General features: G+C 54.7%; 23 protein-coding genes and 1 pseudogene. 14 read left to right on the forward strand and 10 right to left on the reverse strand.

Annotation, left to right across the window (positions count from 1 at the left end):
- Positions 1 to 10 precede the first annotated feature (10 nt).
- The 6 genes from MRY16398_RS21285 (at position 11) to MRY16398_RS21315 (ending at position 7,277) form a co-directional block, all read left to right on the forward strand.
- Complete coding sequence (locus MRY16398_RS21285; protein WP_125125132.1) at positions 11 to 1,522, forward strand: FGGY family carbohydrate kinase; 1,512 nt, start codon at positions 11 to 13, stop codon at positions 1,520 to 1,522.
- 732 nt (positions 1,523 to 2,254) lie between these two features.
- Positions 2,255 to 3,823 (forward strand): ABC transporter substrate-binding protein, encoded by a 1,569-nt coding sequence (locus MRY16398_RS21295; RefSeq protein WP_041852207.1) that lies wholly within the window; start codon positions 2,255 to 2,257, stop codon positions 3,821 to 3,823.
- Positions 3,824 to 3,901: 78 nt separating this feature from the next.
- A complete protein-coding gene (locus MRY16398_RS21300) occupies positions 3,902 to 4,924 on the forward strand; it encodes an ABC transporter permease (RefSeq protein ID WP_125125133.1) in 1,023 nt (340 codons plus the stop codon).
- Complete coding sequence (locus tag MRY16398_RS21305; protein ID WP_125125134.1) at positions 4,924 to 5,757, forward strand: ABC transporter permease; 834 nt, start codon at positions 4,924 to 4,926, stop codon at positions 5,755 to 5,757. The genes MRY16398_RS21300 and MRY16398_RS21305 overlap by 1 nt, the downstream gene beginning before the upstream one ends.
- Positions 5,750 to 6,586, forward strand: coding sequence for an ABC transporter ATP-binding protein (locus MRY16398_RS21310; RefSeq protein ID WP_079497970.1), 837 nt, complete (start codon positions 5,750 to 5,752; stop codon positions 6,584 to 6,586). Before MRY16398_RS21305 ends, MRY16398_RS21310 begins: the two co-directional genes overlap by 8 nt.
- A complete protein-coding gene (locus MRY16398_RS21315) occupies positions 6,573 to 7,277 on the forward strand; it encodes an ABC transporter ATP-binding protein (RefSeq protein ID WP_125125135.1) in 705 nt (234 codons plus the stop codon). The genes MRY16398_RS21310 and MRY16398_RS21315 overlap by 14 nt, the downstream gene beginning before the upstream one ends.
- Positions 7,278 to 7,354: 77 nt before the next feature.
- On the opposite strand, the gene MRY16398_RS21320 is transcribed toward MRY16398_RS21315, so the two are convergent.
- Entirely contained in the window at positions 7,355 to 7,510 is a 156-nt protein-coding gene (locus MRY16398_RS21320) for a Hok/Gef family protein (RefSeq protein ID WP_108701840.1), read from the reverse strand.
- Positions 7,511 to 7,747: 237 nt separating this feature from the next.
- On the reverse strand, positions 7,748 to 9,088 hold the full coding sequence (locus tag MRY16398_RS21325; RefSeq protein ID WP_041852212.1) for an aspartate aminotransferase family protein: 1,341 nt from the start codon (positions 9,086 to 9,088) through the stop codon (positions 7,748 to 7,750).
- Between the two features lie 183 nt (positions 9,089 to 9,271).
- On the opposite strand from MRY16398_RS21325, the gene MRY16398_RS21330 reads away from it, so the two are divergent.
- Positions 9,272 to 10,039 carry an SDR family NAD(P)-dependent oxidoreductase gene (locus tag MRY16398_RS21330; RefSeq protein WP_107222512.1) on the forward strand — a complete coding sequence of 256 codons (768 nt, stop codon included), beginning with the start codon at positions 9,272 to 9,274 and terminating at the stop codon, positions 10,037 to 10,039.
- A 94-nt stretch (positions 10,040 to 10,133) separates the two neighbouring features.
- On the opposite strand, the gene MRY16398_RS21335 is transcribed toward MRY16398_RS21330, so the two are convergent.
- The 4 genes from MRY16398_RS21335 to MRY16398_RS21350 are packed head-to-tail and all read right to left on the reverse strand — an operon-like array spanning position 10,134 to position 13,103.
- Positions 10,134 to 10,895, reverse strand: a complete 762-nt coding sequence (locus MRY16398_RS21335) for an amino acid ABC transporter ATP-binding protein (protein ID WP_125125136.1) — start codon at positions 10,893 to 10,895, stop codon at positions 10,134 to 10,136.
- Entirely contained in the window at positions 10,888 to 11,553 is a 666-nt protein-coding gene (locus MRY16398_RS21340) for an amino acid ABC transporter permease (protein WP_041852215.1), read from the reverse strand. Before MRY16398_RS21340 ends, MRY16398_RS21335 begins: the two co-directional genes overlap by 8 nt.
- A 14-nt stretch (positions 11,554 to 11,567) precedes the next feature.
- Positions 11,568 to 12,209 (reverse strand): amino acid ABC transporter permease, encoded by a 642-nt coding sequence (locus tag MRY16398_RS21345; protein ID WP_041852216.1) that lies wholly within the window; start codon positions 12,207 to 12,209, stop codon positions 11,568 to 11,570.
- A 45-nt stretch (positions 12,210 to 12,254) separates the two neighbouring features.
- On the reverse strand, positions 12,255 to 13,103 hold the full coding sequence (locus MRY16398_RS21350) for a transporter substrate-binding domain-containing protein (protein WP_041852217.1): 849 nt from the start codon (positions 13,101 to 13,103) through the stop codon (positions 12,255 to 12,257).
- A gap of 233 nt (positions 13,104 to 13,336) precedes the next feature.
- Here MRY16398_RS21350 and pdxR point away from each other — a divergent pair, with 233 nt between their 5' ends.
- The 3 genes from pdxR (at position 13,337) to MRY16398_RS21365 (ending at position 16,307) form a co-directional block, all read left to right on the forward strand.
- Positions 13,337 to 14,800, forward strand: a complete 1,464-nt coding sequence (gene pdxR / locus MRY16398_RS21355) for a MocR-like pyridoxine biosynthesis transcription factor PdxR (RefSeq protein WP_125125137.1) — start codon at positions 13,337 to 13,339, stop codon at positions 14,798 to 14,800.
- Between the two features lie 71 nt (positions 14,801 to 14,871).
- A complete protein-coding gene (locus MRY16398_RS21360) occupies positions 14,872 to 15,990 on the forward strand; it encodes a YbdK family carboxylate-amine ligase (protein WP_125125138.1) in 1,119 nt (372 codons plus the stop codon).
- Between the two features lie 71 nt (positions 15,991 to 16,061).
- Positions 16,062 to 16,307, forward strand: a complete 246-nt coding sequence (locus tag MRY16398_RS21365; protein ID WP_041852220.1) for a DUF1158 domain-containing protein — start codon at positions 16,062 to 16,064, stop codon at positions 16,305 to 16,307.
- Between the two features lie 147 nt (positions 16,308 to 16,454).
- Here MRY16398_RS21365 and MRY16398_RS21370 read toward each other — a convergent pair whose 3' ends face one another.
- The gene (locus tag MRY16398_RS21370; RefSeq protein ID WP_041852221.1) at positions 16,455 to 16,796 is read right to left on the reverse strand and encodes a RamA family antibiotic efflux transcriptional regulator; all 342 of its coding nucleotides are present in this window, start codon (positions 16,794 to 16,796) and stop codon (positions 16,455 to 16,457) included.
- Positions 16,797 to 16,832: 36 nt separating this feature from the next.
- Entirely contained in the window at positions 16,833 to 17,933 is a 1,101-nt protein-coding gene (locus MRY16398_RS21375; protein ID WP_125125139.1) for an MBL fold metallo-hydrolase, read from the reverse strand.
- A gap of 194 nt (positions 17,934 to 18,127) precedes the next feature.
- Here MRY16398_RS21375 and MRY16398_RS21380 point away from each other — a divergent pair, with 194 nt between their 5' ends.
- From MRY16398_RS21380 to MRY16398_RS21390, 3 genes are all read left to right on the forward strand, one after another.
- Complete coding sequence (locus MRY16398_RS21380) at positions 18,128 to 18,718, forward strand: TetR/AcrR family transcriptional regulator (protein WP_041852223.1); 591 nt, start codon at positions 18,128 to 18,130, stop codon at positions 18,716 to 18,718.
- The gene (locus MRY16398_RS21385; RefSeq protein ID WP_071193923.1) at positions 18,708 to 19,076 is read left to right on the forward strand and encodes an MmcQ/YjbR family DNA-binding protein; all 369 of its coding nucleotides are present in this window, start codon (positions 18,708 to 18,710) and stop codon (positions 19,074 to 19,076) included. Before MRY16398_RS21380 ends, MRY16398_RS21385 begins: the two co-directional genes overlap by 11 nt.
- A gap of 61 nt (positions 19,077 to 19,137) precedes the next feature.
- A complete protein-coding gene (locus MRY16398_RS21390; protein ID WP_071193924.1) occupies positions 19,138 to 19,935 on the forward strand; it encodes a PhzF family phenazine biosynthesis protein in 798 nt (265 codons plus the stop codon).
- Between the two features lie 7 nt (positions 19,936 to 19,942).
- On the opposite strand, the gene MRY16398_RS21395 is transcribed toward MRY16398_RS21390, so the two are convergent.
- A complete protein-coding gene (locus tag MRY16398_RS21395) occupies positions 19,943 to 20,815 on the reverse strand; it encodes a helix-turn-helix transcriptional regulator (protein WP_041852226.1) in 873 nt (290 codons plus the stop codon).
- Positions 20,816 to 20,922: 107 nt separating this feature from the next.
- Here MRY16398_RS21395 and MRY16398_RS21400 point away from each other — a divergent pair, with 107 nt between their 5' ends.
- A complete protein-coding gene (locus MRY16398_RS21400) occupies positions 20,923 to 22,344 on the forward strand; it encodes an MFS transporter (RefSeq protein ID WP_125125140.1) in 1,422 nt (473 codons plus the stop codon).
- 5 nt (positions 22,345 to 22,349) lie between these two features.
- Here the strand turns inward: MRY16398_RS21400 and MRY16398_RS21405 are convergent.
- Positions 22,350 to 23,219: pseudogene (locus tag MRY16398_RS21405) on the reverse strand (DMT family transporter).
- Positions 23,220 to 23,272: the final 53 nt, after the last annotated feature.

Here is a 23,272-nt window from a genome sequence, read left to right on the forward strand (position 1 = left end):
GAGAAATACCATGTCGAAAGATATTGTCATCGCGCTTGATGAAGGGACAACGAACGCCAAAGCCGTCGCGCTGGATGCTCAGGGCAATGTGGTAGCGAAAAGCGCGCGCCCGTTGACCATCCAGACCCCCCGCGAGGGCTGGGTAGAGCAGTCTGGCGAAGCGCTATTGCAGGCGTCACTGGCGGTAATAAGCGAGGTGATTGCGCAGGTTGGCCCCGAGCGAGTAGCGGCGCTGGCGATCAGCAATCAGCGGGAAACGGCCATTGGTTGGTATCGCGCAAGCGGGTTGCCGTTAGGTCCGGCCATAACCTGGCAATGTTCACGTACGGCAGATTTTTGCCATGCTCTGCGCGAGCAAGGTCAGGACGCTAAAATTAAAGCGGTGACGGGGCTGCCCGTTGCCCCACTGTTTTCCGCATCCAAAATGCGCTGGCTGTTAAATTCGCTGCCCAATGGTCGGGGGCTGGCGGAACAAGGTGAAATTTGTCTTGGCACAATAGATAGCTGGCTGCTCTGGCACCTGACGGCGGGCGAGTCATTTTGCTGCGACTACTCGAATGCCTCGCGCACACAGTTACTGAATCTTAATACCGCCGACTGGGACGTGGAGATGCTCACACTCTTCCAGATCCCCCGTCAGGCGCTACCGGAAATTCGCCCCTCCAGTGGATTGTTTGGCTACACCAAAGGGCTGGACGCCATCCCGGAGGGTATCCCGGTGCTGGCGATGATCGGAGATTCCCACGCCGCGTTGTTCGCCCACGGCCTTGGCGCCGCCGGGTGTGTGAAAGCGACCTACGGCACGGGGTCATCGGTAATGGCTCCGGTGGTCTCCGCTCAGTGTGACGTGAAATCACTGGCGACCACCGTAGCGTGGCATGATGGCGAACGGCTGGTGTACGGGCTGGAAGGCAACATTCCTCATACCGGCGATGCAGTGGCATGGATGGCGGAAAGTACAGGCTTAAGCGAGCTGCCGGAAGCGGAACTGGCGCAAGCGCTGAATACGCTACCGGCCTCAGTGGAATCAACACTCGGCGTCTATTTTGTTCCGGCACTGACGGGCCTCGGCGCCCCCTGGTGGGACGAAGATGCGCGTGGTCTGATTCATGGCCTGAGCCGTGGCGTCAAGCGCGCGCATCTGGTTCGCGCAGCGCTGGAGTCGATCACCTACCAGATTGCCGACGTGGTGGTTGCCATGCGCCAGCACGGCGATTTCGCCTTAAAAGCGCTGATGGTCGATGGTGGCCCTACCAGGAACGACTGGCTGATGCAATATCAGGCCGACCTGCTGGGTTGCCCGGTGATGCGCAGCGACGTCCCGGAGCTATCAGCTATGGGAGCGGCACTGCTGGCACGAAAGGCACTGTTGCAGATCGATACAGAACAGCTTCGCCAGTATCTTCCCGAACATGCGACGTTCACACCGGATGAACAGCGTCACGACAGATTGCAAAAACGCTGGCATGACTGGCAAAGCGCAGTACAGCTTGCCCGCACACAAAAAACGCAGCCAGGCTAAAGAGTTTGGGTGCGTGAGGATCCCACCTGACAAGATGATTTGCGGGGATTGCTCCCCGCAATTCAGGTTAGCTACTTCTTCGGTTGTTCGCGAGACTCGCCTTAAATCAAAACATCAGGCTATCTTCTTTGCCAGTTTTGACCAGGGCAGTGCTCACAATCCTCACGTACTTCGTGTACGCTCCGGTTGTTGCGCGCTGTCCGTGTCAAAACTGGCTGCAGCGAAAACGCCTGATGTTCCGATTTCGAACTTTCAAAAAATGGTCAGACCCCCTCTACAAGAGGCACCGCACCACGATCGCCACCAGGGCGTACTTCGTTAGCATGTCGTTGCCTCCGTGCAAAAAAGAGACTAACATCCAACTTGTCTAGGGTTGGATGATAAGCCTCAGGTTGATAACACTATCTCCTGGGGCTTTCACCTTTCTGAACCCTGCAAATGCCTGACTCAGAAAGCCTCAGGCACCCGCGAGCATCCTAACCTCTTCATTCCCTTCGCACGAAAGAAAAACTGTATTTATATCCAGTTAAAATCAATTTTTCAGAAAACATAAAAACGCTAAAAATCCCACCGCTTTTTCATCTTTGTTTGGCTCCATTTTCATAGCCAAATAATCTGGCTTATGCCTTAAGCGCATAAATAAAGACGAATTTAAACTTTAAGAAAAATCGGAAGCAGCCTACTTTAGCGATACAAAATAATGACACTAAATTAACTTTACAGGGATCTCATATGACCAAAAAACTGCTGCCTCTCGTCATCATGACGCTGCTCTCTGCCACCAGCTATGCGGCAACGCCGCCAGATACCCTGGTTGTTGCACAAGGTCTGGACGATATTGTCAGCCTGGATCCGGCAGAAGCCAATGAACTTTCCAGTATCCAGACCGTTCCAAGCCTGTACGAGCGCCTGGTCCAGCCGGATCGTGAGAACCCTGAAAAGATTAACCCGGTGTTGGCAGAAAGCTGGCAGCCCGATGCGGCCGCTAAAACCCTGACCATCAAACTGAAAAGTGACGCGAAGTTTGCTTCCGGTAACCCGCTGCGTCCTGAGGATGTGATTTTCTCCTATACCCGCGCGGTCACCATGAACAAATCCCCGGCCTTTATTCTTAACGTCCTGGGCTGGGAACCGGACAATATCGCCAGCCAGTTAAAGAAAATCGACGATCATACGATCCAGTTGCACTGGACGGCGGATGTAAGCCCGGCAGTGGCACTGAATATTCTCTCCACGCCTATCGCCTCAATCGTAGATGAGAAACTGGTCAGCGCGAACGTCAAAGACAATGATTTTGGTAACGCCTGGCTAAAACTGCACTCTGCGGGCAGCGGCGCGTACAAAATGCGCGTTTATCAACCGCATCAGGCTATCGTACTGGACGCCAATCCCACTTCACCTGGCGGCGCGCCCAAACTGAAAAATATCATTATTAAAAACGTACCGGATCCGGCTTCCCGTCGTCTGTTAATTCAACAGGGCGATGCCGATGTGGCGCGCGATCTCGGTGCCGATCAGATTAGCGCGCTGACAGATAAGAAAGGCATTAAGGTGCTGAGTATTCCGTCTGCTGAGCAGAACTATCTGGTCTTTAACGCCGGTAACAGCGCGAACCCGTTGCTGAACAATCCCGCCTTCTGGGAGGCGGCACGCTGGCTGGTCGATTACGACGGCATCACCAAAGATCTGCTGAAAGGGCAATATTTTGTCCACCAGAGTTTCCTGCCAGTCGGCCTGCCAGGCGCGCTGGAAGATAACCCGTTTAAATTCGACCCGGCAAAAGCAAAAGAGATCCTCGCCAAAGCGGGCATTAAGGATGCGCACTTCACCCTGGACGTCGAAAACAAACCGCCGTTCATTACCATCGCCCAGTCTATGCAAGCCAGTTTTGCTCAGGGCGGCGTGAAGGTAGATCTGTTACCCGCTGCGGGTAGCCAGGTCTATGCCCGCGTGCGTGCCAAACAGCATCAGGCGGCGATTCGTCTGTGGATCCCCGATTATTTTGACGCCCACTCCAACGCCAGCGCCTTCGCCTATAATGACGGGAAATCCAGTACGGTTGCCGGATTGAATGGCTGGCAGATCCCTGAATTAAGCAAAGCCACGCTCGCGGCCGTTGCCGAGCCGGATGCCGCCAAACGTCTGGAGCTCTACAAAAAAATGCAGCAAGAGTTGCAGCATAAATCCCCTTATATCTTTGTTGATCAAGGGAAAACGCAAATCGTGGTACGTGATAATGTGAAAGGCTACCAGCAAGGGTTAAATGCCGATATGGTGTGGTATGACCGCGTAACCAAGTAAGTTAGCGATTGCGCCGTTGACCCTTTCTCATTACGAGAGAGGGTCATCATTAAAGAACGATGCCATTAAGAGTTAGTCATGTCCCACATCTCACCCAGGCTGTTACGGGTTATCCAGACCCTGATAACCCTCGCCCTGACGTTATTTGGTCTGTTACTGGTTACCTTTTCACTCTCGGCACTCTCGCCCGTTGACCGTGTGCTGCAAATCGTCGGTGACCATGCCAGCCAGTCGACCTATGACCAGGTCCGCCACCAACTCGGGCTGGATCAACCGCTGCCCGTGCAGTTCTGGCACTATTTACTCAACCTGTCTCACGGTGATTTAGGCACCGCCAGCGCCACCGGACAGCCCGTCTTGCAGGATCTGCTCTCCGCTTTTCCTGCCACGCTGGAGCTGGCTACCCTGGCATTGGTTATCGGTACCGCGTTGGGTATTCTCGCGGGCGTATTATGTGCCCGTTTTGCCGGTTCCCCGCTGGATCTGGCCGTGCGCACTTTTACCCTGCTCGGTAACTCTGTCCCTATCTTCTGGCTCGGTCTGTTAATGCTGGCGCTGTTCTACGCGAACCTGCAATGGAGCGCAGGCCCCGGCAGGCTGGATGATATTTATCAGTACACTGTCACCCCGCAGACCGGCTTTGTGCTTATCGATACCTGGCTTTCCGGTGACAGTCAGGCATTCAGAAATGCCCTTAGCCATATGGTACTTCCGGTCACCTTGCTTGCTTACTATTCTCTGGCCAGCATTACGCGACTAACCCGCTCGGCCTGCCTTGGCGAAATGAATAAAGAGTATATCTTGCTGGCACGCGCAAAGGGGGCTGGCGAGATGACAATCATGCTGCGCCATGTCCTGCCAAATATTCGCGGCACGCTCCTGACCGTGGTTGCGCTGTCCTATACCAGCATGCTGGAAGGCGCGGTGCTGACAGAGACCGTCTTTTCCTGGCCGGGTATTGGCCGCTATCTCACGACCGCGCTGTTTGCCGGTGACACCACGGCGATTATGGGCGGCACACTGGTTATCGGTGTCTGCTTTGTCCTGATAAATAACCTCGCCGATATGCTGGTACGGCTCACTGACCCGAGGATTCGCTAATGCCGACGACTCTCTTTTTACGCCGTCTGCGCCATTCGCCTGCGGGTTTTAGCGGATTGATTATTGTGGTGTTACTCCTGCTGGTTGCCATTCTGGCGCCGTGGCTGGCACCGCAAGATCCCAACTGGCAGGATGCCGCATCGCGCTTACAGCCGCCCTCGGCTGCACACTGGCTGGGAACCGACAGCTATGGCCGTGATTTGCTGTCACGGCTCATTTATGGCACGCGTCCGGCGCTGGGGCTGGTGGCCCTGGTCACCCTCATTACGCTGCCTGTCGGCCTGCTGGTCGGTATTTTGTCTGGCTATTACGGTGGCTGGCTGGAACGCGTTCTGATGCGCTTTACCGATGTGGCCATGTCCATGCCGCGTCTCATCCTCGCGTTTGCGTTTGTCGCCATGCTTGGCCCGGGCCTCGTCAATGGCGCACTCGCCCTCGCGCTGACTACCTGGCCTGCCTATGCGCGTCAGGCACGTAGCGAGATTCAGCGACTTCGTCACAGCGATTACCTGGCAGCGGCTGAGATGATGGGAATTCGCGGCTGGCGGCTGTTACTGGGGCATATTCTGCCACTCTGCCTGCCATCCGCGATTGTGCGTCTGGCTCTGGACCTGGCGGGCATTATCCTTGCCGCCGCCGGACTGGGTTTTCTGGGCCTGGGGGCTCGCCCACCGATGGCGGAATGGGGCGCCATGATCGCCGATGGTATGCAAGTTATCTTCGATCAATGGTGGATTGCCGCAGCCCCTGGCGCGGTCATTTTACTGGCGAGTCTTGCGTTTAACCTGCTGGGCGATGGCCTGCGTGATGTACTGGAGCCACAACATGACTGAAAAACGAATTATCGTATCGGGTCTTAATGTTGATTATCCCGGCGCCCGCGTGGTCAATAACCTGAGTTTCACCTTGGGCAATGAACGCCTCGCGCTGGTGGGCGAATCTGGTTCCGGTAAATCAATGACCGCCCGTGCCCTGATGGGGCTGGTACGTAAACCCGGCAAGGTCAGCGCCAGTGAGCTGAGCGTATCCGGGCATGATTTACTGACCATGGAGAATAAAGCGTGGCGCGCCCTGCGTGGCAATGGCATTGCGATGGTACTGCAAGACCCGCGCTATGCACTTAATCCAGTCCAAACTGTGCAGGCACAACTGGACGAAGCCCTGACGCTTCATCAGCGCCTGAACCGCAAACAGCGGCTGGAAAAAATAAACGAGGCATTGCGCGCCGTGGAGCTGGAACCGGCGGTGTTGCAACGCTACCCCGGAGAGCTTTCCGGTGGTATGGGCCAGCGTGTGATGATCGCCATCGCGCTGGTTAACGACCCACAGGTGCTGATAGCGGATGAACCGACCTCAGCGCTCGACGCGCGCCTGCGCAATCAAATCCTTGAACTGCTGGTGGCGCAGTGTGAGCAGCGGCAAATGGCCATGCTGCTTATCAGTCACGATTTACCGCTGGTCGCGCAGCACTGTCATCGCGTGCTGGTGATGTACCAGGGGCAAAAGGTGGATGAAATGACCGCCAGCGAACTTCCCAATGCCACGCATCCTTACACGCGCACGCTGTGGACCTGTCGACCACAGGCGCAGACCTATGGACAAATGCTCCCGACACTTGATCGCAGCCAAATCTTTACGGAGTCAGACCATGGTCATCGCTGAAATTCGCCATCTGGAAGTAAGCTTCGGGGAAAAAACCGTCGTCCGTAATGCCAGTTTTAGCCTCGAACAGGGTGAGACATTTAGCCTGATTGGCGCATCAGGCTGCGGTAAATCCACCCTGATGCGCGTACTGGCAGGGCTGCAGCGTGACTGGCGTGGTGAAATGTCACTCTTCGGCTCAGAGATAAAAGCGGGCACGCGTTATCAGGGGGCATTGCGACGCAATGTACAAATGGTCTTTCAGGATCCGTACGCTTCACTGCATCCCAACCATACGCTGTATCGTACTCTCGCAGAACCGCTACAAATTCACCGTGAGAAAGCGGTAGACCAGCGCGTCAGCACGGCACTGGAAGAGGTAGGGCTTCCTGCGGATGCTGCCAGACGCTACCCACATCAACTCTCAGGTGGTCAGCGTCAGCGTGTGGCGATCGCCCGGGCATTGCTGTTGCGACCACAGATTCTTCTGCTTGATGAGCCAACCTCAGCGCTGGATATGTCGATCCAGGCAGAAATACTCAACTTACTGAACCGTCTGAAAGACCAGCACAATATGAGTTATCTGTTGGTTAGCCACGACGCCGATGTCATCGCGCATATGTCAGACCGGGCTGCTTTTATGGCGAACGGCAAAATCGAGCGCTTTTTTGACCGGGATGCGCTGGCACGTGGCGAACACCGTATGGGGTAAGTGAAAAGGGTTTGGGTGCGTGAGGATCCCACCTGACAAGCGAATTTGCGGGGATGGCTCCCCGCAATTCAGGTTAGCTACTTCTTCTTCGATTCGTAAGCGAGAACAGCTTTAAACTCCGTATCCCGTTGTTTGAACGTCATCTCGCAAAGCGAGTCGCGTACTAACAGCGTGAAACCCAGTGCTGTCATACACAGCACCACGATCGCCACCAGGGCGTACTTCGTTAGCATGTCGTTGCCTCCGTGCAAAAAAGAGACTAACATCCAACTTGTTCAGGGTTGGGATGTAAGCCTCAGGTTGATAACACTATCTCCTGGGGCTTTCACCTTTCTGAACCCTGCAAATGCCTGGCTCAGAAAGCCTCAGGCACCCGCGAGCATCCTAACCTCTTCCTTCCCTTCGCACGAAAGAAAAACTGTATTTATATCCAGTTAAATTCACTTTTCAGAATATGTTCAGGCGTGACGCTATGACTTCGCCAGGCTGCCAAACTGCCCAAGCACGGCATCAAAAATCGCTAACCCTTTTTGCACTTCGGCGGCACTCATAGTGCAAGGCGGCACCACGTGAATACGATTTTCAGCGACAAAAGGCAAAATCCCGGCGTTGAGCAACGCGCCTTTGATCGCCGCCATATCGGCTGCGGCTACTGGCGTTTTCGCTACGCGGTCGGTGACCAGCTCCAGCGCCTGGAACATACCACGACCACGCACATCACCGATCAACGCATGTTTTTGCGCCAGCGACGTCAGGCCAGAGCGCAACACGCCGTCCCCCACCGTTGCCGCGTTTTCTACCACTTTTTCATCTTTCATTGCATCGAGCGTGGCGACAATGGCCGACATCGCCAGCGGATGGCCGGAATAGGTCAGGCCGCCTGCAAAGAAGTGGTCGTCAAAGTAATGTGAGATTTTCTCGGAAATAATGACGCCGCCCGCCGGTACGTAACCCGCATTAACACCTTTTGCGAAGGTGATGAGATCGGGAACAATGCCATCCTGCTCGAACGCAAACCAGCTACCTGTGCGACCGAAACCGGCCATCACTTCATCGACAATCAGCACAATGCCGAACTCATCTGCCAGTGCGCGCACCCCCTGCATATAACCTTTTGGCGGCACCAGAATCCCGGCCGTACCCGGTACGGACTCCAGCAGAATAGCGGCAACAGAATTCGGCCCTTCACACTCAATCATCCGGCGCAGATGCGCCAGCGCGCGCTGACACTCTTCTTCTTCGGTCGTGGCGTTAAACTCACTGCGATACAGGTACGGGTTAAAGAAGTGAACGTGTCCACGGGCATATTCATTCGGAATACGACGGGGATCGCCCGTGGCCACTATGGCGCTACCGGTATTCCCGTGGTAAGAACGGTAGGCAGAAAAAATCTTGTCACGCCCGGTATACATACGCGCCATACGCATGGCGTTTTCGTTGGCGTCGGCCCCGGCGTTCGTAAAGAACACTTTGCTAAAGCCTTCGGGCGCCAGATCAACAATCCGTTTTGCCGCTTCGCCGCGTGCGAGATTTGCCGTCGCCGGCGCGATAGTGGTCAATGATTCCAGTTGTGCCTTCATCGCCGCCAGAACACGCGGATGCTGATAACCGATATTGACGTTTACCAGTTGGCTACTGAAATCCAGATACGTATTGCCATCGTAATCCCACAATTCGCACCCTTGTGCACCGGCGATCACCAGCGGATTGAGGTTGCCTTGCATCGACCATGAATGGAACACATACGAACGGTCTAGCTGACGTACATCATCGTTGGTTATCGCCATCTCGCTCTGAAGTGCCAGTTTCATACCCTGCTCCTTTCATACCGTTGTTGTTGATTCCATCATGCGGCGCACCTGGCGCAGTCAGGTAGAGCCAGTCTTGTTAGCGGCATGTGACACACGTGTCACATATTTACTCACCAACTGGCTCTGTCTCTCCTGCGCGCGCGTTTTTTATAGTGGCGGAAGAAACCAGCACAGGAGAGAGAGATGACAACAGCAAAGAAAGTGGTCTTTATTACCGGCGCGACATCCGGGTTCGGCGAAGCCGCCGCGCGGGTCTTTGCCAAAGCAGGTTGGTCGCTGGTACTAAGTGGACGCCGTCTGGCACGCCTTGAGGCATTGCAGGATTCGCTGGCGGCAGAAGTACCCGTTCACATTATTGAGCTGGATGTACGCGATAAAGATGCAGTGAAGCGGGCCGTTGCCGCGCTCCCACCCGCGTTCGCCGATATCACCACGCTTATCAATAACGCCGGGCTGGCGCTTTCACCGCAACCCGCACAAAACGTTGAGCTGGAAGACTGGCAGACCATGATTGATACCAACGTCACCGGGTTGGTCAATGTGACTCACGCGCTGCTGCCCACGTTGATTCAGCATGGCGCAGGGGCGAGTATCATCAATATTGGTTCGATTGCCGGACAATGGCCCTATCCGGGCAGCCACGTTTATGGCGCAACCAAAGCGTTTGTGAAACAGTTTAGCTATAACCTGCGCTGCGATTTGCTGGGTACAGGTGTGCGGGTGACCGATCTGGCGCCGGGTATTGCGGAAACCGAATTCACGCTGGTTCGCACCAAAGGCGATCAAGCGGCATCCGATAACTTATACCGTGGCACCACGCCGCTTAGCGCACAGGATATCGCCGAACAGATGTTCTACATCGCCACGTTGCCAGACCATATGAATATTAACCGGGTGGAAGTCATGCCGGTGCGTCAGGCCTGGCAGCCGTTTGCCATTGACCGGGATTAAGATATCTGTGGTAGCCTGGATAAGGCGCATGCGCCGCATCCAGGCTATTCCCCGGTAACGCGATGATTACCGGGTCTATCCTTGAGAAGGGACATTAGCGGCTGGACTGCAAAAACTTACGTACCCGGTCCGAATTCGGATTGGTAAAGAACTTCTCTGGCGATGCCTTCTCGATCAGCAACCCTTTCTCCAAAAACACCACCTCGTCCGACACCTGACGGGCAAAATCCATCTCGTGCGTTACCACCACCATCGTGTATCCTTCGGCGGCGAGGTTTTTCATCACTCCCAGCACCTCATTGACCAGTTCAGGATCCAGCGCCGATGTCGGTTCATCGAACAAGATCACCTCTGGCGACATCGCCAACGAACGGGCAATCGCCACACGCTGTTTCTGTCCGCCGGAAAGGGTAATCGGATACACATCCGTTTTATGGCTCATCCCGACCTTATCTAACTGACGACGACCAATCTCGTCAGCCGCGTCCCGCTTCATGCCCTTCACGTGGATCAGCGCTTCGGTGACGTTTTGTAACACCGTCAGATGCGGCCACAAATTAAAGCTCTGGAATACCATTCCCACGCGTTCGCGGATTTTGGACAACTCTTTATGTGACATGGCCTTGCCTGAGGCGTCATCAATACCCAGCCGCTGACCGCTAATGCGCACTTCGCCGCGATCCGGCTGCTCCAGCCAGTTCATACAGCGCAACAAGGTCGATTTCCCGGAACCGGAAGAACCGAGGATACTCACCACCGTGCCCTTCTCCACCGTCAGGTTGATATCACGCAATACTTCAACGTTATCAAACTGCTTGGACAGATTCTTAACGCTAACCGCACTTTGTTCAGGCATGGGTCATTCCTCGCTTGTTTCCATATTGGCTTAGTCGTTTAATCAGCAATTCAAGTAAAATGCTGATGCCCCAGTACAGCGCAATGGCGACGATAAAGGCGTTAAACGGAATAAAATACGTCGACTGCACGCTATTCGCGGCGGCGGTGATCTCCTGTACGGTAATAATGCACAGGAAAGCCGTGTCTTTCAGACAGATAATTAACTGGTTACCCATCAGCGGCAGCGCAGAAGAGAAAATATTAGGCAGGACGATACGCTGAAAGATTTTATAGCGAGAAAACCCCTGCGACACAGCGGCTTCAATATAACCCGCGGAAAATATACGACGCTGGCTGCGTAATATCTCGAAGAAATAGGCACCATGATAAATCACCAGCGCCAACAGACCGGCAGTCCAGGCTTCCATACTAATACCCAACTGCGGCAGACCGTAATAAAGTAGATAGGCCAGAATCAAAAAGGGAACAGCACGCATCAGGCTGACGAAAGCAATAATTACTCTGTCAATAACGCGATTTTGGTATTCCATAATGTAGCACAGCAAAATGCCGATAAATAAACCGACAACGGCTGCAATAATAAACAGCTCAAGCGTTGAAAGCAGGCCATTAAAAAAACTCTCGCGTGCTGACCAGACAATACTCCACTGACTCATATACCCTCCTGCTTTTATCGCGCCAGGCGCTTCGCTTTACGTTCCGCCATGCCCTGCAATTTCAGCAACAAGCCGATAATAATGACGTAGAGCAATCCCGCCGCCAGAATGGGCGACAGAGGTTCATAGGTCACCGAAGAGATGCGATTGGTGACGCGGGTCAGGTCTACTACACCGATTATCGCTATCGCCGGGCTGCCTTTAATCAGGAAAGACATCTCATTGACCAGCGCAGGCAGGCTTTCAATCCACATCTGCGGCAGCATGATGTAACGGAAATAGGTCCAGCGCCGCATACCGACAGATTCGGCAGCTTCCCGCTGTTCTCGAGGGAAGTTACGAAATGCGTTACGCCAGATTTCGGCATTAAAGGCGGAGGTATTCAACGTCAGCGCCACAATCGCCGCCGCCGTTTTATCCAGGTTTATCCCAAGCGTCGGCAGCGATAAGAACAGGAACAGAACCAGCGTCACCAGCGGTGTGGCGCGCGCCAGACTGATATAGACCACCAGCACCTGGTCGACGACCGGGATTTTCATCATTCGAATAAAGGCGATCACCAGACCGATGACCACCCCGAACGCGATAGCCACGCCCGAAATCCAGAGGGTCGTCCATGCGCCTTCAATTAATAACTGCCATGCCATTGAATCCATGGTGCCCCCTTTTCTAACTGGCGGCGGTTACCCGCCGCATTGAACTTATAAACCCGCTAACTTATGAAACTGATCGGCGCTGGTGATCGGCTCTTTCGGCAGATCGTAGGTTTCGCCAAACCATTTTTTCTGCAACTCAGCCAGCTTGCCGGTTTCGGTCATGTGATTCATAAATTTGGTCATGAACGCCAGTAATTCCGGGGAGCTTTTGGAGATTGGCCATGCCATGTAGCCTGGGCCAGAGACCGGCAGCCCTTTGGCAAACACTTTCGGCTTCGCTTTCACCAGGTCGTTGACGGAGATAACCACGTTAATCACGTAATCGACGCGTTTGTTGGCAAGATCGGCATAGGCTTCCGGGTAAGATTGATATTCCACAACCGGGCCCAGTTTACCGCCCACTTTCTCCAGCATCGCTTTCAGTTCCGGCAGACGCGCCAGTAATGCGCTACCCGCCTGGACGCCCACTTTTTTACCGCTCAAATCGGCGATGGTATTTAATGTTTTATCATCTGCGCGTTTCACAAAATAATGCTGGGCAGACGCCCATGGCGGGGTGAAATTAAATACATTGAGACGTTCATCGGTAATCACCGCACCGGTTAACGCCATATCGTATTGTCCGGTAGAGACAGCGGCGAGCAGCCCCGTCCAGGGTAAAATACTTTGGTTGATATTGAATTTTGCGTATTTACGCAACTCGTCGAGCATATCCTTGTTAAACCCTTCCGATTTACCATCCTTCATAAAGTTAAAGGGCGCATAGTCATCTTCGGTCGCCACTTTCAACGTGCCAGACTTTTCGATTTCGGGTAAATCTGCTGCGACTGCGTGTAAAGAAAAAGCCAAAGTGAACATGGCTGCAAGACAATATTTGCCGAATACTTTTTTCATTTCTCTACCCTTAATTAAATATGCCAGAAAGGTTCATCCCAGACATGCTGGAACTATTGCAATAAATATGCCGACTGCGTTTCTTGACCGCGCTTTTGTGACTGCGTTTTTACAATAGGGAGCCTTTTTGCTTTCTGAATAGAGCCAGTTTCGGCAAATGAATGTGTCAGATAACGGGAAGCTGGTATGGAATTTGCTCAAATATATCCATGTCTTTTCCAGCGGAGTGCGTCATGATTCGTCACCTTTTGCATGTCAATTTTGATGGTCAGCGTGGGTTACAGGAACAGGTGCGTGAATCACTGATAAACGCCATCCTCAGCGGCATTTTTCCGGCCGATACGCCCCTTCCCTCATGTCGCCAACTGGCTGGTCAGCTTAATGTTTCTCGCAATACCACGGCGCTGGTGTTTGAAAGCCTGGTCAACGAAGGGTATCTGGTCAGCCGCCCACGCAGTGGGTATTACCTGCACCCGGATTACTACCACGCCGGCCAAAACGTGTCGCAAACTGCACCTGAATGCGAAAGCGCTGCACCACGATGGGGCAACCGCCTGCAAATCACGCCCAGCCAGCAGGAATCTATCCTCAAACCGGCTGGCTGGATGCACTATCGCTACCCGTTTATTTACGGCCAGCCGGACACACAACAGTTCCCCCTCGCCTTCTGGCGCGCTGCGGCAAACTGGCTGCACGGCGGCGTGCGAGACCCCTCCTGGGTTATCGACCATATCGATCAGGATGTGCCCATGCTGGTTGAGCAGATCCGCACCCGGGTGCTGCCGAAACGCGGTATCGTGGCCGCTCCGGACGAAATCCTCATCACGCTGGGGTCACAGAACGCCCTCTATTTGTTGACCCGCCTGTTGATGTCCCGGCAGACGCGTGTGGCGGTCGAAAATCCGGGATTTCGTGAAGCGATCAACACCTTTCTGCTTAACGATACCCATATCGTTCCGCATCCGGTTGATGAAGAAGGTATTGTGCTGGGCGAAACGCCCTGTGATTACTACTACGTGACGCCGGGCCATCAGGTGCCGACGGGCGTCACCATGAGTAAAGCGCGCCGGGTCCAGTTGCTCGAATACGCTACCCGGCATGACGCGGTGATCATTGAAGATGACTACGACTCGGAAAGTAACTTTACGCAAAATCCGTTACCGGCGCTGAAAGCCAGTGACCGCAGCGGCCGCGTTATCTATGTCAGCAGTCTGTCAAAAGCCCTTTCGCCAGGTCTGCGACTCGGTTTTATGGTGGCTGCTCCGGAAATCATCGACGAAGCCCGTGCGTTGCGCCGCCTGGTGTATCGCCATCCACCAACCAACATTCAATATCAAATGGCCCATTTTCTGGCTCAGGGCCATTACGAGACGCACCTGCGCCGCTACCACGAAGACTCCGCGCGCCGTTGGGATACCTTACATAACGCGCTGCAAACCTTTTTGCCCGAATGCAAAACCTTCGGTGGCAGCGAACATGCCAACGCCTTCTGGCTGAGTACGCCAAAGCATATCAGTACCCAACAACTCACCTGGCGTGCAGCCCATGCGGGGGTATTAATTGAACCGGGGGCGCGGCATTTTCTTGACGACGCCCCCCCGGATAACTATTTCCGGATGGGGTTTCACGCCATCAATCCGGATGCCATCGTGCCCGGCGTGGAAGTGCTGCGTGGGCAACTGGAGCAAATCGGATAGTTCGCATAAAGGCGGGTTTAGAGGGCATGCCTATACTTAATCCCAACCTCACAAGGAAAGGATAAGAAAATATGCCTCTACCCGACTTTCACGTTTCCACTCCTTTTACCCTGGGCATTGAACTTGAGTTGCAGGTCGTTAACCCACCGGGATACGACCTTAGTCAGGACTCCTCGCGGCTGATCGATGCGGTAAAAGCACAGGTCAAAGCCGGTGAGGTCAAGCACGACATCACGGAAAGTATGTTGGAAATTGCGACAGGGGTCTGTCGCGACATCAATCAGGCGGCACATCAGTTTTCTGCTATGCAGCAGATTATTTTGCAGGCGGCAAACGAGCATCACGTACAGATTTGCGGCGGCGGCACGCACCCTTTTCAAAAATGGCAGCGTCAGGAGATCAGCAACGATGAACGCTATCACCGGACGCTGGAAATGTTTGGCTACCTGATGCAGCAGGCGACCGTTTTCGGCCAACATGTGCATGTGGGTTGTCCGAGTGGCGATGACGCCATCTATCTTCTTCATGGCTTATCGCGCTTTGTGCCGCATTTTATCGCGCTTGGCGCCGCTTCCCCATACGTGCAGCGCACCGATACCCATTTCGCCTCATCGCGTCTGAATATTTTTTCCTCTTTTCCGGATAATGGCCCCATGCCCTGGGTCAGTAACTGGCAAGAGTTTGAAGGGTTATTTCGTCGCCTGAGCTACACCAGCATGATTGAAAGCATTAAAGATTTGCACTGGGATATTCGCCCGAGCCCCCATTTTGGCACCGTCGAAGTGCGGGTAATGGATACGCCATTGACCCTGGCGCATGCCATTAATGTCACTGGATTTATTCAGGCTATCGCCCACTGGCTGCTGGCAGAGCGCCCGTTCAAACATCAGGAGCGCGATTACCTGCTCTACAAATTCAACCGTTTTCAGGCCTGCCGTTTTGGTCTGGAGGGGATCATTACCGATGTCCACACCGGCGAGCAGCGTAAAATAGCCGACGACATCGAACGGATGCTGGAAAAAGTTGCGCCATGGGCAGATAAGCTCAACGCAGGCAGCGCTATCTCCGAGCTGATGAATTTCGTCAAACGAGGGAAGAGCGAATCGCAAATGATGCGCGATTTTGTCGCCGACGGCGGCTCGCTGATCGGCCTGGTGCAAAAACACACCGAGATTTGGGCGGCGGGCTAGAACGGTGCAGGGAGATTGCACCCTTACGCACTTTCCCGGACAATGTCGTTTTTAACAAGCGATTAACTGTCATGAAGCACCCACTGGAAACATTAACCACCGCGGCAGGTATTCTGCTGATGGCTTTCATCTCGGTATTGCTGCTACCCGCCCCTTCTCTGGGGCTGGTACTGGCGCAAAAACTGCTGGATACCTTCCATTTTCAGGACCTGAATCAGCTCTATACCGTGTTGTTTTGCCTGTGGTTTCTGTTACTGGGTGCGATCGAGTTCTACGTGGTGCGCTTTATCTGGCGCCGCTGGTTTTCGCTGGCTTAAGGGTTCGTAGGGTCGTAGCCCGGATCAGGCGCTTGCGCCGCCATCCGGGATGTTTTTCCCCTTGCCACAAAGAGAGAAGCGGTACACCGGGCGGTGTCATCCAGGCCAAAAAAAACCCGGTTGACCTTAGGCCACCGGGCTTATGCGTCAATGCGCGCGCGGATGATTCTCTTTGCGCCAGGCGCCCGGCGGCTGATTGAACGTGCGGGTAAAGATCCGCGTAAAGGTCTGCTGCGAATCAAAGCCATATTTCAGGCAAATATCGTAGACCTTATCATTGGTATTGAGTAAATCCCGCGCCGCCAGTGACAGTTTACGTTCGCGAATATAGCGCCCCAGACTCTCACCTTTGTAATGCAAAAACAGCCGTTGCAGATGCCACTTTGAATACCCGGCGTGGCGCGCAATATCATCAATACGCAATGGTTGGTGTAAATTGTCGTCGATCCACTCGACGATAGTGTCGATAACCTGAGCGGAAATAGTCATACAGCGCTCCCCCTCTCTGCTCTTCGAAATAAACCGTTATTCCCACCAGGCGCGGAATTGCTGGGCGTTATCCGCCGCATGCACCGCTTCGCCGAGGGTGGGCGTTAACAATCGATACCCTTTGCCGAGGCTTGCCGCCGCCAGACGTTTATAAGGATCGTCCCAGGTATGTTTTGCCAGCACGAATCGTCCGGCGTGGCCCGGCAGTACCGCCCGCGCATTTAACTCCTCCGCTGCTTGCGCCGTTTCCTCCGGCATCATGTGGATGTACTTCCAGTCCTGGTCGTACTGACCGTTTTCAAGAATCGCCAGATCAACCGAACCAAACTGTTCGCCGATGGCTTTAAAGTGCGGCCCGTAACCGGTATCGCCGCTGTAATAGAGCTTGCGATCCGGGGTGACGAACATAAAGCTCGCCCACAACGTCTGATTACGTTTCAGACCGCGCCCTGAAAAGTGCCGTGCAGGCAGCACATGCACCTCCAGATCATTGCTAAACGTGATTTTTTGTTGCCAGTCCGCTTCCTGGATGATGTCCGGATTCATGCCCCAGTAACGCAGGTGCGATCCCACACCCAGCGGGACTACCACCCGTTTGATTTTTGGCATCAGCGCCCTGATGGTGGCGTAATCCAGGTGGTCGTAATGGTCATGGGATATGATCAGCAGGTCGATCTCCGGCATGGCCTCTGCCGTCCACGGATAGTCACCGTCGAAGGCTTTATTCAGAAACGAGAACGGCGCGGCGTAATTGCTGAGCACCGGATCGATAAGAATGCGTTTCCCGGCCAGTTGCAGATACCAGGATGAATGGCCCAGCCATACGACCGTATCCTGCTCCAGCGGCAGGCTTGCCAGATCTGTCTTCACCATCGGCAACGGCTGCTGCGGGCGCGCATTTTCCCGACGGGTGGTTAAAAACTCCCACATTGCCGCCACCATGCTTTTTTGCCCCGTGTAGCTGGGCGTAGACAACTGGTTATGAAATTCACCGTCCCGGTAGTGCGGGGACTGCTCAACTCTGGTCAGTTGCTCACCCTGCGGGCGCTGACCAAATCCGGCGTTCAAAACAAAAGGCAAACTGGCGGCAGATACAACGAGCATAATAAGAACCACGCTAAGTAAGAGACGATGCATACCCTGATCCGAGAAAATGTCCCTTCCGTTGGCACATTGAAATAGACTGGACTTGATTATGAGTGAGTAAGCACTCATTATAGAAATGAATAGAAAGTCGTCAAGATGATTTTCAATCTTTGATGTTCAGCGTTGCAGCGTCACAGTGGGCATGGTTCAATCGTGGTTTTTCAAAATATATGAGGAAAAGTGTAGTGGCTCGTCCGAAGAGTGAAGATAAGAAATTAGCATTACTGGATGCGGCGGCTGTCGCTATCGCGCAAACCGGTATTGCCGCCTCGACCGCGGTGATTGCCCGTAACGCGGGCGTGGCTGAAGGCACCCTGTTTCGTTATTTTGCCACCAAAGACGATCTGCTCAATGCGCTTTACCTGCATTTAAAATCTGACCTTTGCCAGACCATGATCGACAGCCTCGACAGGTCGCACAGCAATTCCAAAATACATACCCAATCTATCTGGAACAGCTATATCGACTGGGGCATCCGTCACCCGTCGGCACATAACGCGATTCGCCAGATTTCGGTGAGCGAAAAAATCACCCCGGAAACGCGCCAGCAGGTTATCGATATGTTCCCTGAGCTACATGAAATCTGCCACCGCTCGGTGAGGCCTGAATTTCTTTCCGAAGCGCTCTCACCCTTTGGCGACGCCATTTTTCTGACGCTGGCAGAAACCACAATGGATTTCGCCAATCGCGACCCGCAAAAAGCAAAAGAGACCAAACGGCTGGGCTTTGAAGCCATGTGGCGCGCGCTCACCGTGGATAACTGCGATGGACAGTAAAACCCTGCAAGAGACCGCACGTCACATTGCGCTGGAACTACCGTTCACTGAACCGTGCTGGCCGTTTGGCCCGGAACACGACATTTTCAAAGTCGGCGGCAAGATTTTCATGATGATCACCACCGCTCATGGTCGGCCTATGGTGACCATGAAATCAGATCCGCAAAAATCCCTGCTCAATCAACAAATTTATCGCAGCATTGAGCCGGGATATCACATGAATAAAAAGCACTGGATCTCCATCTTTGCTGGCGAGGATATCACCGACGCTCTGCTTGTCGATCTGATCAACGACTCGCGGGATCTGGTGGTCGACACGCTGGCGAAAAAAGATCAGCAACGTCTGCGTCCGCGCTGACTGTTCGGAAAAACGAAAACGCGTTACCGTAGCGTTTTGTTTTCCAACAGGAGCACGCGCAGTGGAACTTGAGATTTACCAGGTTGATGCTTTCAGCACACGCCCTTTTTCCGGCAATCCGGCGGGTGTATGCATCACGCCCCAGGCGCTTGAAACGGCCACCATGCAGCAGATCGCGGCAGAGATGGCCGTCTCTGAGACCGCGTTTCTGGCACGCGATGATTACCGCTTGCGCTGGTTTACTCCTCAGGCTGAGGTCGATTTATGCGGTCACGGCACGCTCGCCACGGCCCATATTTTGCGCCAGACCGGGCAGCTTGCTGTTGGAGAAAGCGTTGTCTTCACCACCCTTTCCGGCCCGCTTAAAGCCACCGCCCGCCCTGACACTATCGAACTGGATTTCCCGCTCTTAGTACCGGATATGCATTATGCGCCGGATAACGCTTTACTGGACGCCCTGGGTCTCAACGCCAGTGACGTCTCTGCCAGCGGGACATTTGGCCCGAAAGCGATGATTGTGGTGGAAGACGCGCAGGTCATTGAGCAGCTCAAACCCAACTTCCAGGCGCTTGGCGCACTGCCCGGACGCGGCGTGGCCATTACGGCACCCGGTAATGGCAAATATGATTTTATCTCTCGCTACTTCGCGCCGTGGGTGGGGGTAAATGAAGATCCGGTGACCGGTTCCGCGCACTGCGCGCTGGCGGCCTACTGGGGTTCGCGTCTCGATAAGCGTACCCTCAGTGCCTGGCAGGCCTCACCGCGCGGCGGCGAATTGCAGATTGCGCTCACCGCAGAAGGCCGGGTAGCGCTGGCAGGCCAGTCGCATACGGTCCTGGCCGGAAAACTCTATCTTTGAGAAGCGGCTAAGCGTGCTCTGCCAGCCATGCCAGCGCCTGCTCGCCCCGCTCATCTATCGGTAAATAGACCAGCAGCCGCGAGCCGTTACGCGGCGCTGAAAACCAGTACATTTGCTGCAAAGAAAATTCGCCTAATTCAGGGTGGGTAAAGGTTTTCAGTTGATTTTCAACGCCTCGCACGTCGTAGCGCTTATGCCACAGCGAGGCAAACTCTTCCGATACTGCGCAAAAGCGCGCCAGCTTCGCTTCCCACTGCGGGTCGCCCCGATGTTCCGCCATCGCCGCCCGGAAATAGGCAACAAAGGTCGGCAGCACACTCTCCTTACGCCCAATACGGCTACGCCAGGTCGGGTTGGTCAGATAGAGATAAATACAATTGCGCTCATCTTCTGGTATTTGGTGAAAATCAACACCCATCATCCGCGAAAAAGCATCATTCCACGCCACAATATCAAAATTGGATTTTTGGATGCTGGCCGGTTGGGGTAACAGGCTATCAAGCATTTTACGCGTCCCGATGCTGATGCCTTCACACTGCGGCACCACAGGCGTTTCCGCAGGCGTCAGCCCCGCCAGTAAAAACAGGTGGCGGGTTTCAGTTGCCGAACACTCCAGCGCATTGGCGATTGCCTGCATCACGCTGGCCGACGGGTTAACATCCCTGCCCTGCTCAAGCCAGGTATACCAGGTCACGCCAACGTCTGCGAGCAAGGCCACCTCTTCACGCCTTAAGCCCGGCGTACGCCGCCGCCCACTGCGCGGCAGACCGAGACGCTGCGGGTCAAGGCTTTCCCGGCGGGAGCGTAAAAACGCGCCGAGCTGTTTGCGGTTCTCATCCTGGACGCTCAACAGAGGGGATCGTTCCGACATCAGGCTCATAAAACCTCCAGCATGGTATTGCCAGTACCAGTATAAGCAAGAACTGGTACCCGTTTTTCGTATCAGCGATGCTACGTCTATCCGATGAATGACGCAATGGAGTTACCATGAATACGTCTGCTGTTTCACCCGGTCGTGCGGGCTTGTTATTACTGTTGACCGGACAAATGCTGCCGCTGATCGATACCTCGATCACCAACGTCGCCCTTGATTCCATCACGCTTTCGCTGCACACCAATACCACGCAACTCTCTCTGATTGTTGCGCTGTACGGCGTCGCGTTTGCCGTCTGCCTGGCAATGGGGAGTAAACTGGGTGATAACTTTGGCCGCCGCAAAATGTTCTTATGGGGCGTGGCGCTGTTCGGGATCGCCTCGCTGCTGTGCGGTATCGCCAACTCCATCACCGCCCTGCTCGCGGCGCGTACCCTGCAAGGGATGAGCGCGGCGCTGATCATGCCGCAAATTCTCGCAACGCTGCACGTGACCCTCAAAGGTACGGCCCATGCCCGCGCTATCAGCCTGTATGGGGGGATTGGCGGCGTGGCGTTTATCATCGGGCAGATGGGTGGCGGCTGGCTGGTGTCGGCAGATATCGCCGGGCTCGGCTGGCGAAACGCCTTTTTTATTAACGTGCCGATAAGCCTGTTGGTGCTGGCATTGAGCCATCGCTATATCCCGGAAACCCGCAATGAAACCCCAACGCGCATTGACTGGCAGGGCACCTTCGCGCTGGCGCTGATCTTATGCTGCCTGCTCTTCCCGCTCTCCCTCAGCCCGGATTTAGGCTGGCCATGGCAAAGCCAGGCGGCATTACTGGCGATCATTCCGCTAACACTGTGGATGCGTGCCGGCGCGCTGCGTCAGGAACAGCAAGGGCTGCATCCGCTGATGCCGCCACGTTTACTCAAATTGCCCAGCATCCGTTTCGGCCTGTTAATTGCGTTGCTGTTTTTCAGCGCCTGGTCCGGCTTTATGTTCTGTATGGCGCTGACATTACAGGCAGGCGTAGGCATGGCGCCGTGGCAGTCCGGTAACAGTTTTGTTGTGCTTGGGGTGACCTATTTCGCCTCGGCGTGGTATGCGCCGAAACTGATTGCCCGCCACAACGTACGTACCATTCTGCTGAGTGGCATCGCGATTCAAGTAAGCGGCCTGCTGGCGCTGTTCGCCACGCTCTGGTTGACCCATGGGCACCTCAACGCCGTAAACCTTGCGCCTTCTACCGCGCTGATTGGCTACGGCCAGGCGCTGATCGTGAACAGTTTTTACCGTATCGGGATGCGTGACATTGCCACTCAGGACGCAGGGTCGGGCAGCGCGATTCTCAGTACGCTGCAACAGGCCACGCTGGGCCTGGGCCCGGCAGTACTCGGCGGGTTGTTTTTGCATCTGCTCAACCTCACCCAGGGCAACTACAACGAAGCGCTGGGCGGGTTTTTAGTGGCAGAGATCGTGATGATGCTGATGCTTGCCGTCGCCGCGATTGGCGCGCGCCAGCAGCTCGCCCCCCGCTGCCCGGCAAACTGAGGGGATTAGATTTTAGACGGCAGGCGTGCCACCAGCCGCCAGCGAAACCAGATCTGAGCAACAAGAATCAGCACGCCGCCGATAATTTTTTGCAGCGGCAGACGTTCGCTGTACCAGAGGGCGGCAACGATCACCGTCAGCAACGGTTCGAGCACCATGATGATGGCAGCGCTGGCGACAGCGGCATATTTCTGCCCCTGCAATTGCAGGCCAAAGCGCAGACTGGTGGCAATCAGAATGCTGGCGACCAGCCACAGCGCAGTGGTGCCCGTAAACGGCTGCGTCCAGTGTTCAAATAAAAGTGAGATCAACACGCCCGCAACCCCCGTCACCGCCAGTTGCACCGTGGTGAGCGGGAGTAGCGGGACATCACGGGCAATGCGGCTGGTGTAGCAAAACGAAATGGATTGCACAAAAGCGGTCAACAAAAACCAGCCCTGGCTGGGATGAAAGACAATCGGCGTATGCAGGCTTAACAGCGCCAGGCCAATAAAGGCGAGCGGCAGGCACTCCCAATAGGCGCGGGCCGGACGCACGCCCATCATAGCTCAGGCCACCAGCGGCACAAACAGCATAGAGAGGCTCATGATAAATGCCCCCTCGCCCAGCGATGGCGTGGTCGACACCGACCAAATCCACAGGCACAACGTGAGTGCCATCCACAACGCGCTGATAAAGACCTGGCGCAATTTTGCCAGCGCAATACGCTGCCCGCGACAAAATGGCAGCAATACCAGCGCCGCGCCTAAAAAGCGCAGCCCCAGAAAGGCAAATACGGGCATCCCGGAGATGGCCTCGCGGGAAAAGATCCAGCCGCAGGCGGCAATGATGGTGGTGATGACCAGAAACAGTTCTGCTTGTCGTTGCCGGTTCATGGCAAAGCTCCCAGGGTATAAAAAAGCCAGCGAAAAGGCTGGCAAAAAAATCA

Source organism: Phytobacter sp. MRY16-398 (assembly GCF_003925915.1).
Lineage (GTDB): Bacteria > Pseudomonadota > Gammaproteobacteria > Enterobacterales > Enterobacteriaceae > Phytobacter > Phytobacter diazotrophicus.

Bases quoted from the DNA above. Each gene is read 5' to 3' on its own strand.
- MRY16398_RS21285 (WP_125125132.1), top strand. From the start codon at position 11: ATGTCGAAAGATATTGTCATCGCGCTTGATGAAGGGACAACGAACGCC.
- MRY16398_RS21295 (WP_041852207.1), top strand. From the start codon at position 2,255: ATGACCAAAAAACTGCTGCCTCTCGTCATCATGACGCTGCTCTCTGCC.
- MRY16398_RS21300 (WP_125125133.1), top strand. From the start codon at position 3,902: ATGTCCCACATCTCACCCAGGCTGTTACGGGTTATCCAGACCCTGATA.
- MRY16398_RS21305 (WP_125125134.1), top strand. From the start codon at position 4,924: ATGCCGACGACTCTCTTTTTACGCCGTCTGCGCCATTCGCCTGCGGGT.
- MRY16398_RS21310 (WP_079497970.1), top strand. From the start codon at position 5,750: ATGACTGAAAAACGAATTATCGTATCGGGTCTTAATGTTGATTATCCC.
- MRY16398_RS21315 (WP_125125135.1), top strand. From the start codon at position 6,573: ATGGTCATCGCTGAAATTCGCCATCTGGAAGTAAGCTTCGGGGAAAAA.
- MRY16398_RS21320 (WP_108701840.1), bottom strand. From the start codon at position 7,510: ATGCTAACGAAGTACGCCCTGGTGGCGATCGTGGTGCTGTGTATGACA.
- MRY16398_RS21325 (WP_041852212.1), bottom strand. From the start codon at position 9,088: ATGAAACTGGCACTTCAGAGCGAGATGGCGATAACCAACGATGATGTA.
- MRY16398_RS21330 (WP_107222512.1), top strand. From the start codon at position 9,272: ATGACAACAGCAAAGAAAGTGGTCTTTATTACCGGCGCGACATCCGGG.
- MRY16398_RS21335 (WP_125125136.1), bottom strand. From the start codon at position 10,895: ATGCCTGAACAAAGTGCGGTTAGCGTTAAGAATCTGTCCAAGCAGTTT.
- MRY16398_RS21340 (WP_041852215.1), bottom strand. From the start codon at position 11,553: ATGAGTCAGTGGAGTATTGTCTGGTCAGCACGCGAGAGTTTTTTTAAT.
- MRY16398_RS21345 (WP_041852216.1), bottom strand. From the start codon at position 12,209: ATGGATTCAATGGCATGGCAGTTATTAATTGAAGGCGCATGGACGACC.
- MRY16398_RS21350 (WP_041852217.1), bottom strand. From the start codon at position 13,103: ATGAAAAAAGTATTCGGCAAATATTGTCTTGCAGCCATGTTCACTTTG.
- pdxR (WP_125125137.1), top strand. From the start codon at position 13,337: ATGATTCGTCACCTTTTGCATGTCAATTTTGATGGTCAGCGTGGGTTA.
- MRY16398_RS21360 (WP_125125138.1), top strand. From the start codon at position 14,872: ATGCCTCTACCCGACTTTCACGTTTCCACTCCTTTTACCCTGGGCATT.
- MRY16398_RS21365 (WP_041852220.1), top strand. From the start codon at position 16,062: ATGAAGCACCCACTGGAAACATTAACCACCGCGGCAGGTATTCTGCTG.
- MRY16398_RS21370 (WP_041852221.1), bottom strand. From the start codon at position 16,796: ATGACTATTTCCGCTCAGGTTATCGACACTATCGTCGAGTGGATCGAC.
- MRY16398_RS21375 (WP_125125139.1), bottom strand. From the start codon at position 17,933: ATGCATCGTCTCTTACTTAGCGTGGTTCTTATTATGCTCGTTGTATCT.
- MRY16398_RS21385 (WP_071193923.1), top strand. From the start codon at position 18,708: ATGGACAGTAAAACCCTGCAAGAGACCGCACGTCACATTGCGCTGGAA.
- MRY16398_RS21395 (WP_041852226.1), bottom strand. From the start codon at position 20,815: ATGAGCCTGATGTCGGAACGATCCCCTCTGTTGAGCGTCCAGGATGAG.
- MRY16398_RS21400 (WP_125125140.1), top strand. From the start codon at position 20,923: ATGAATACGTCTGCTGTTTCACCCGGTCGTGCGGGCTTGTTATTACTG.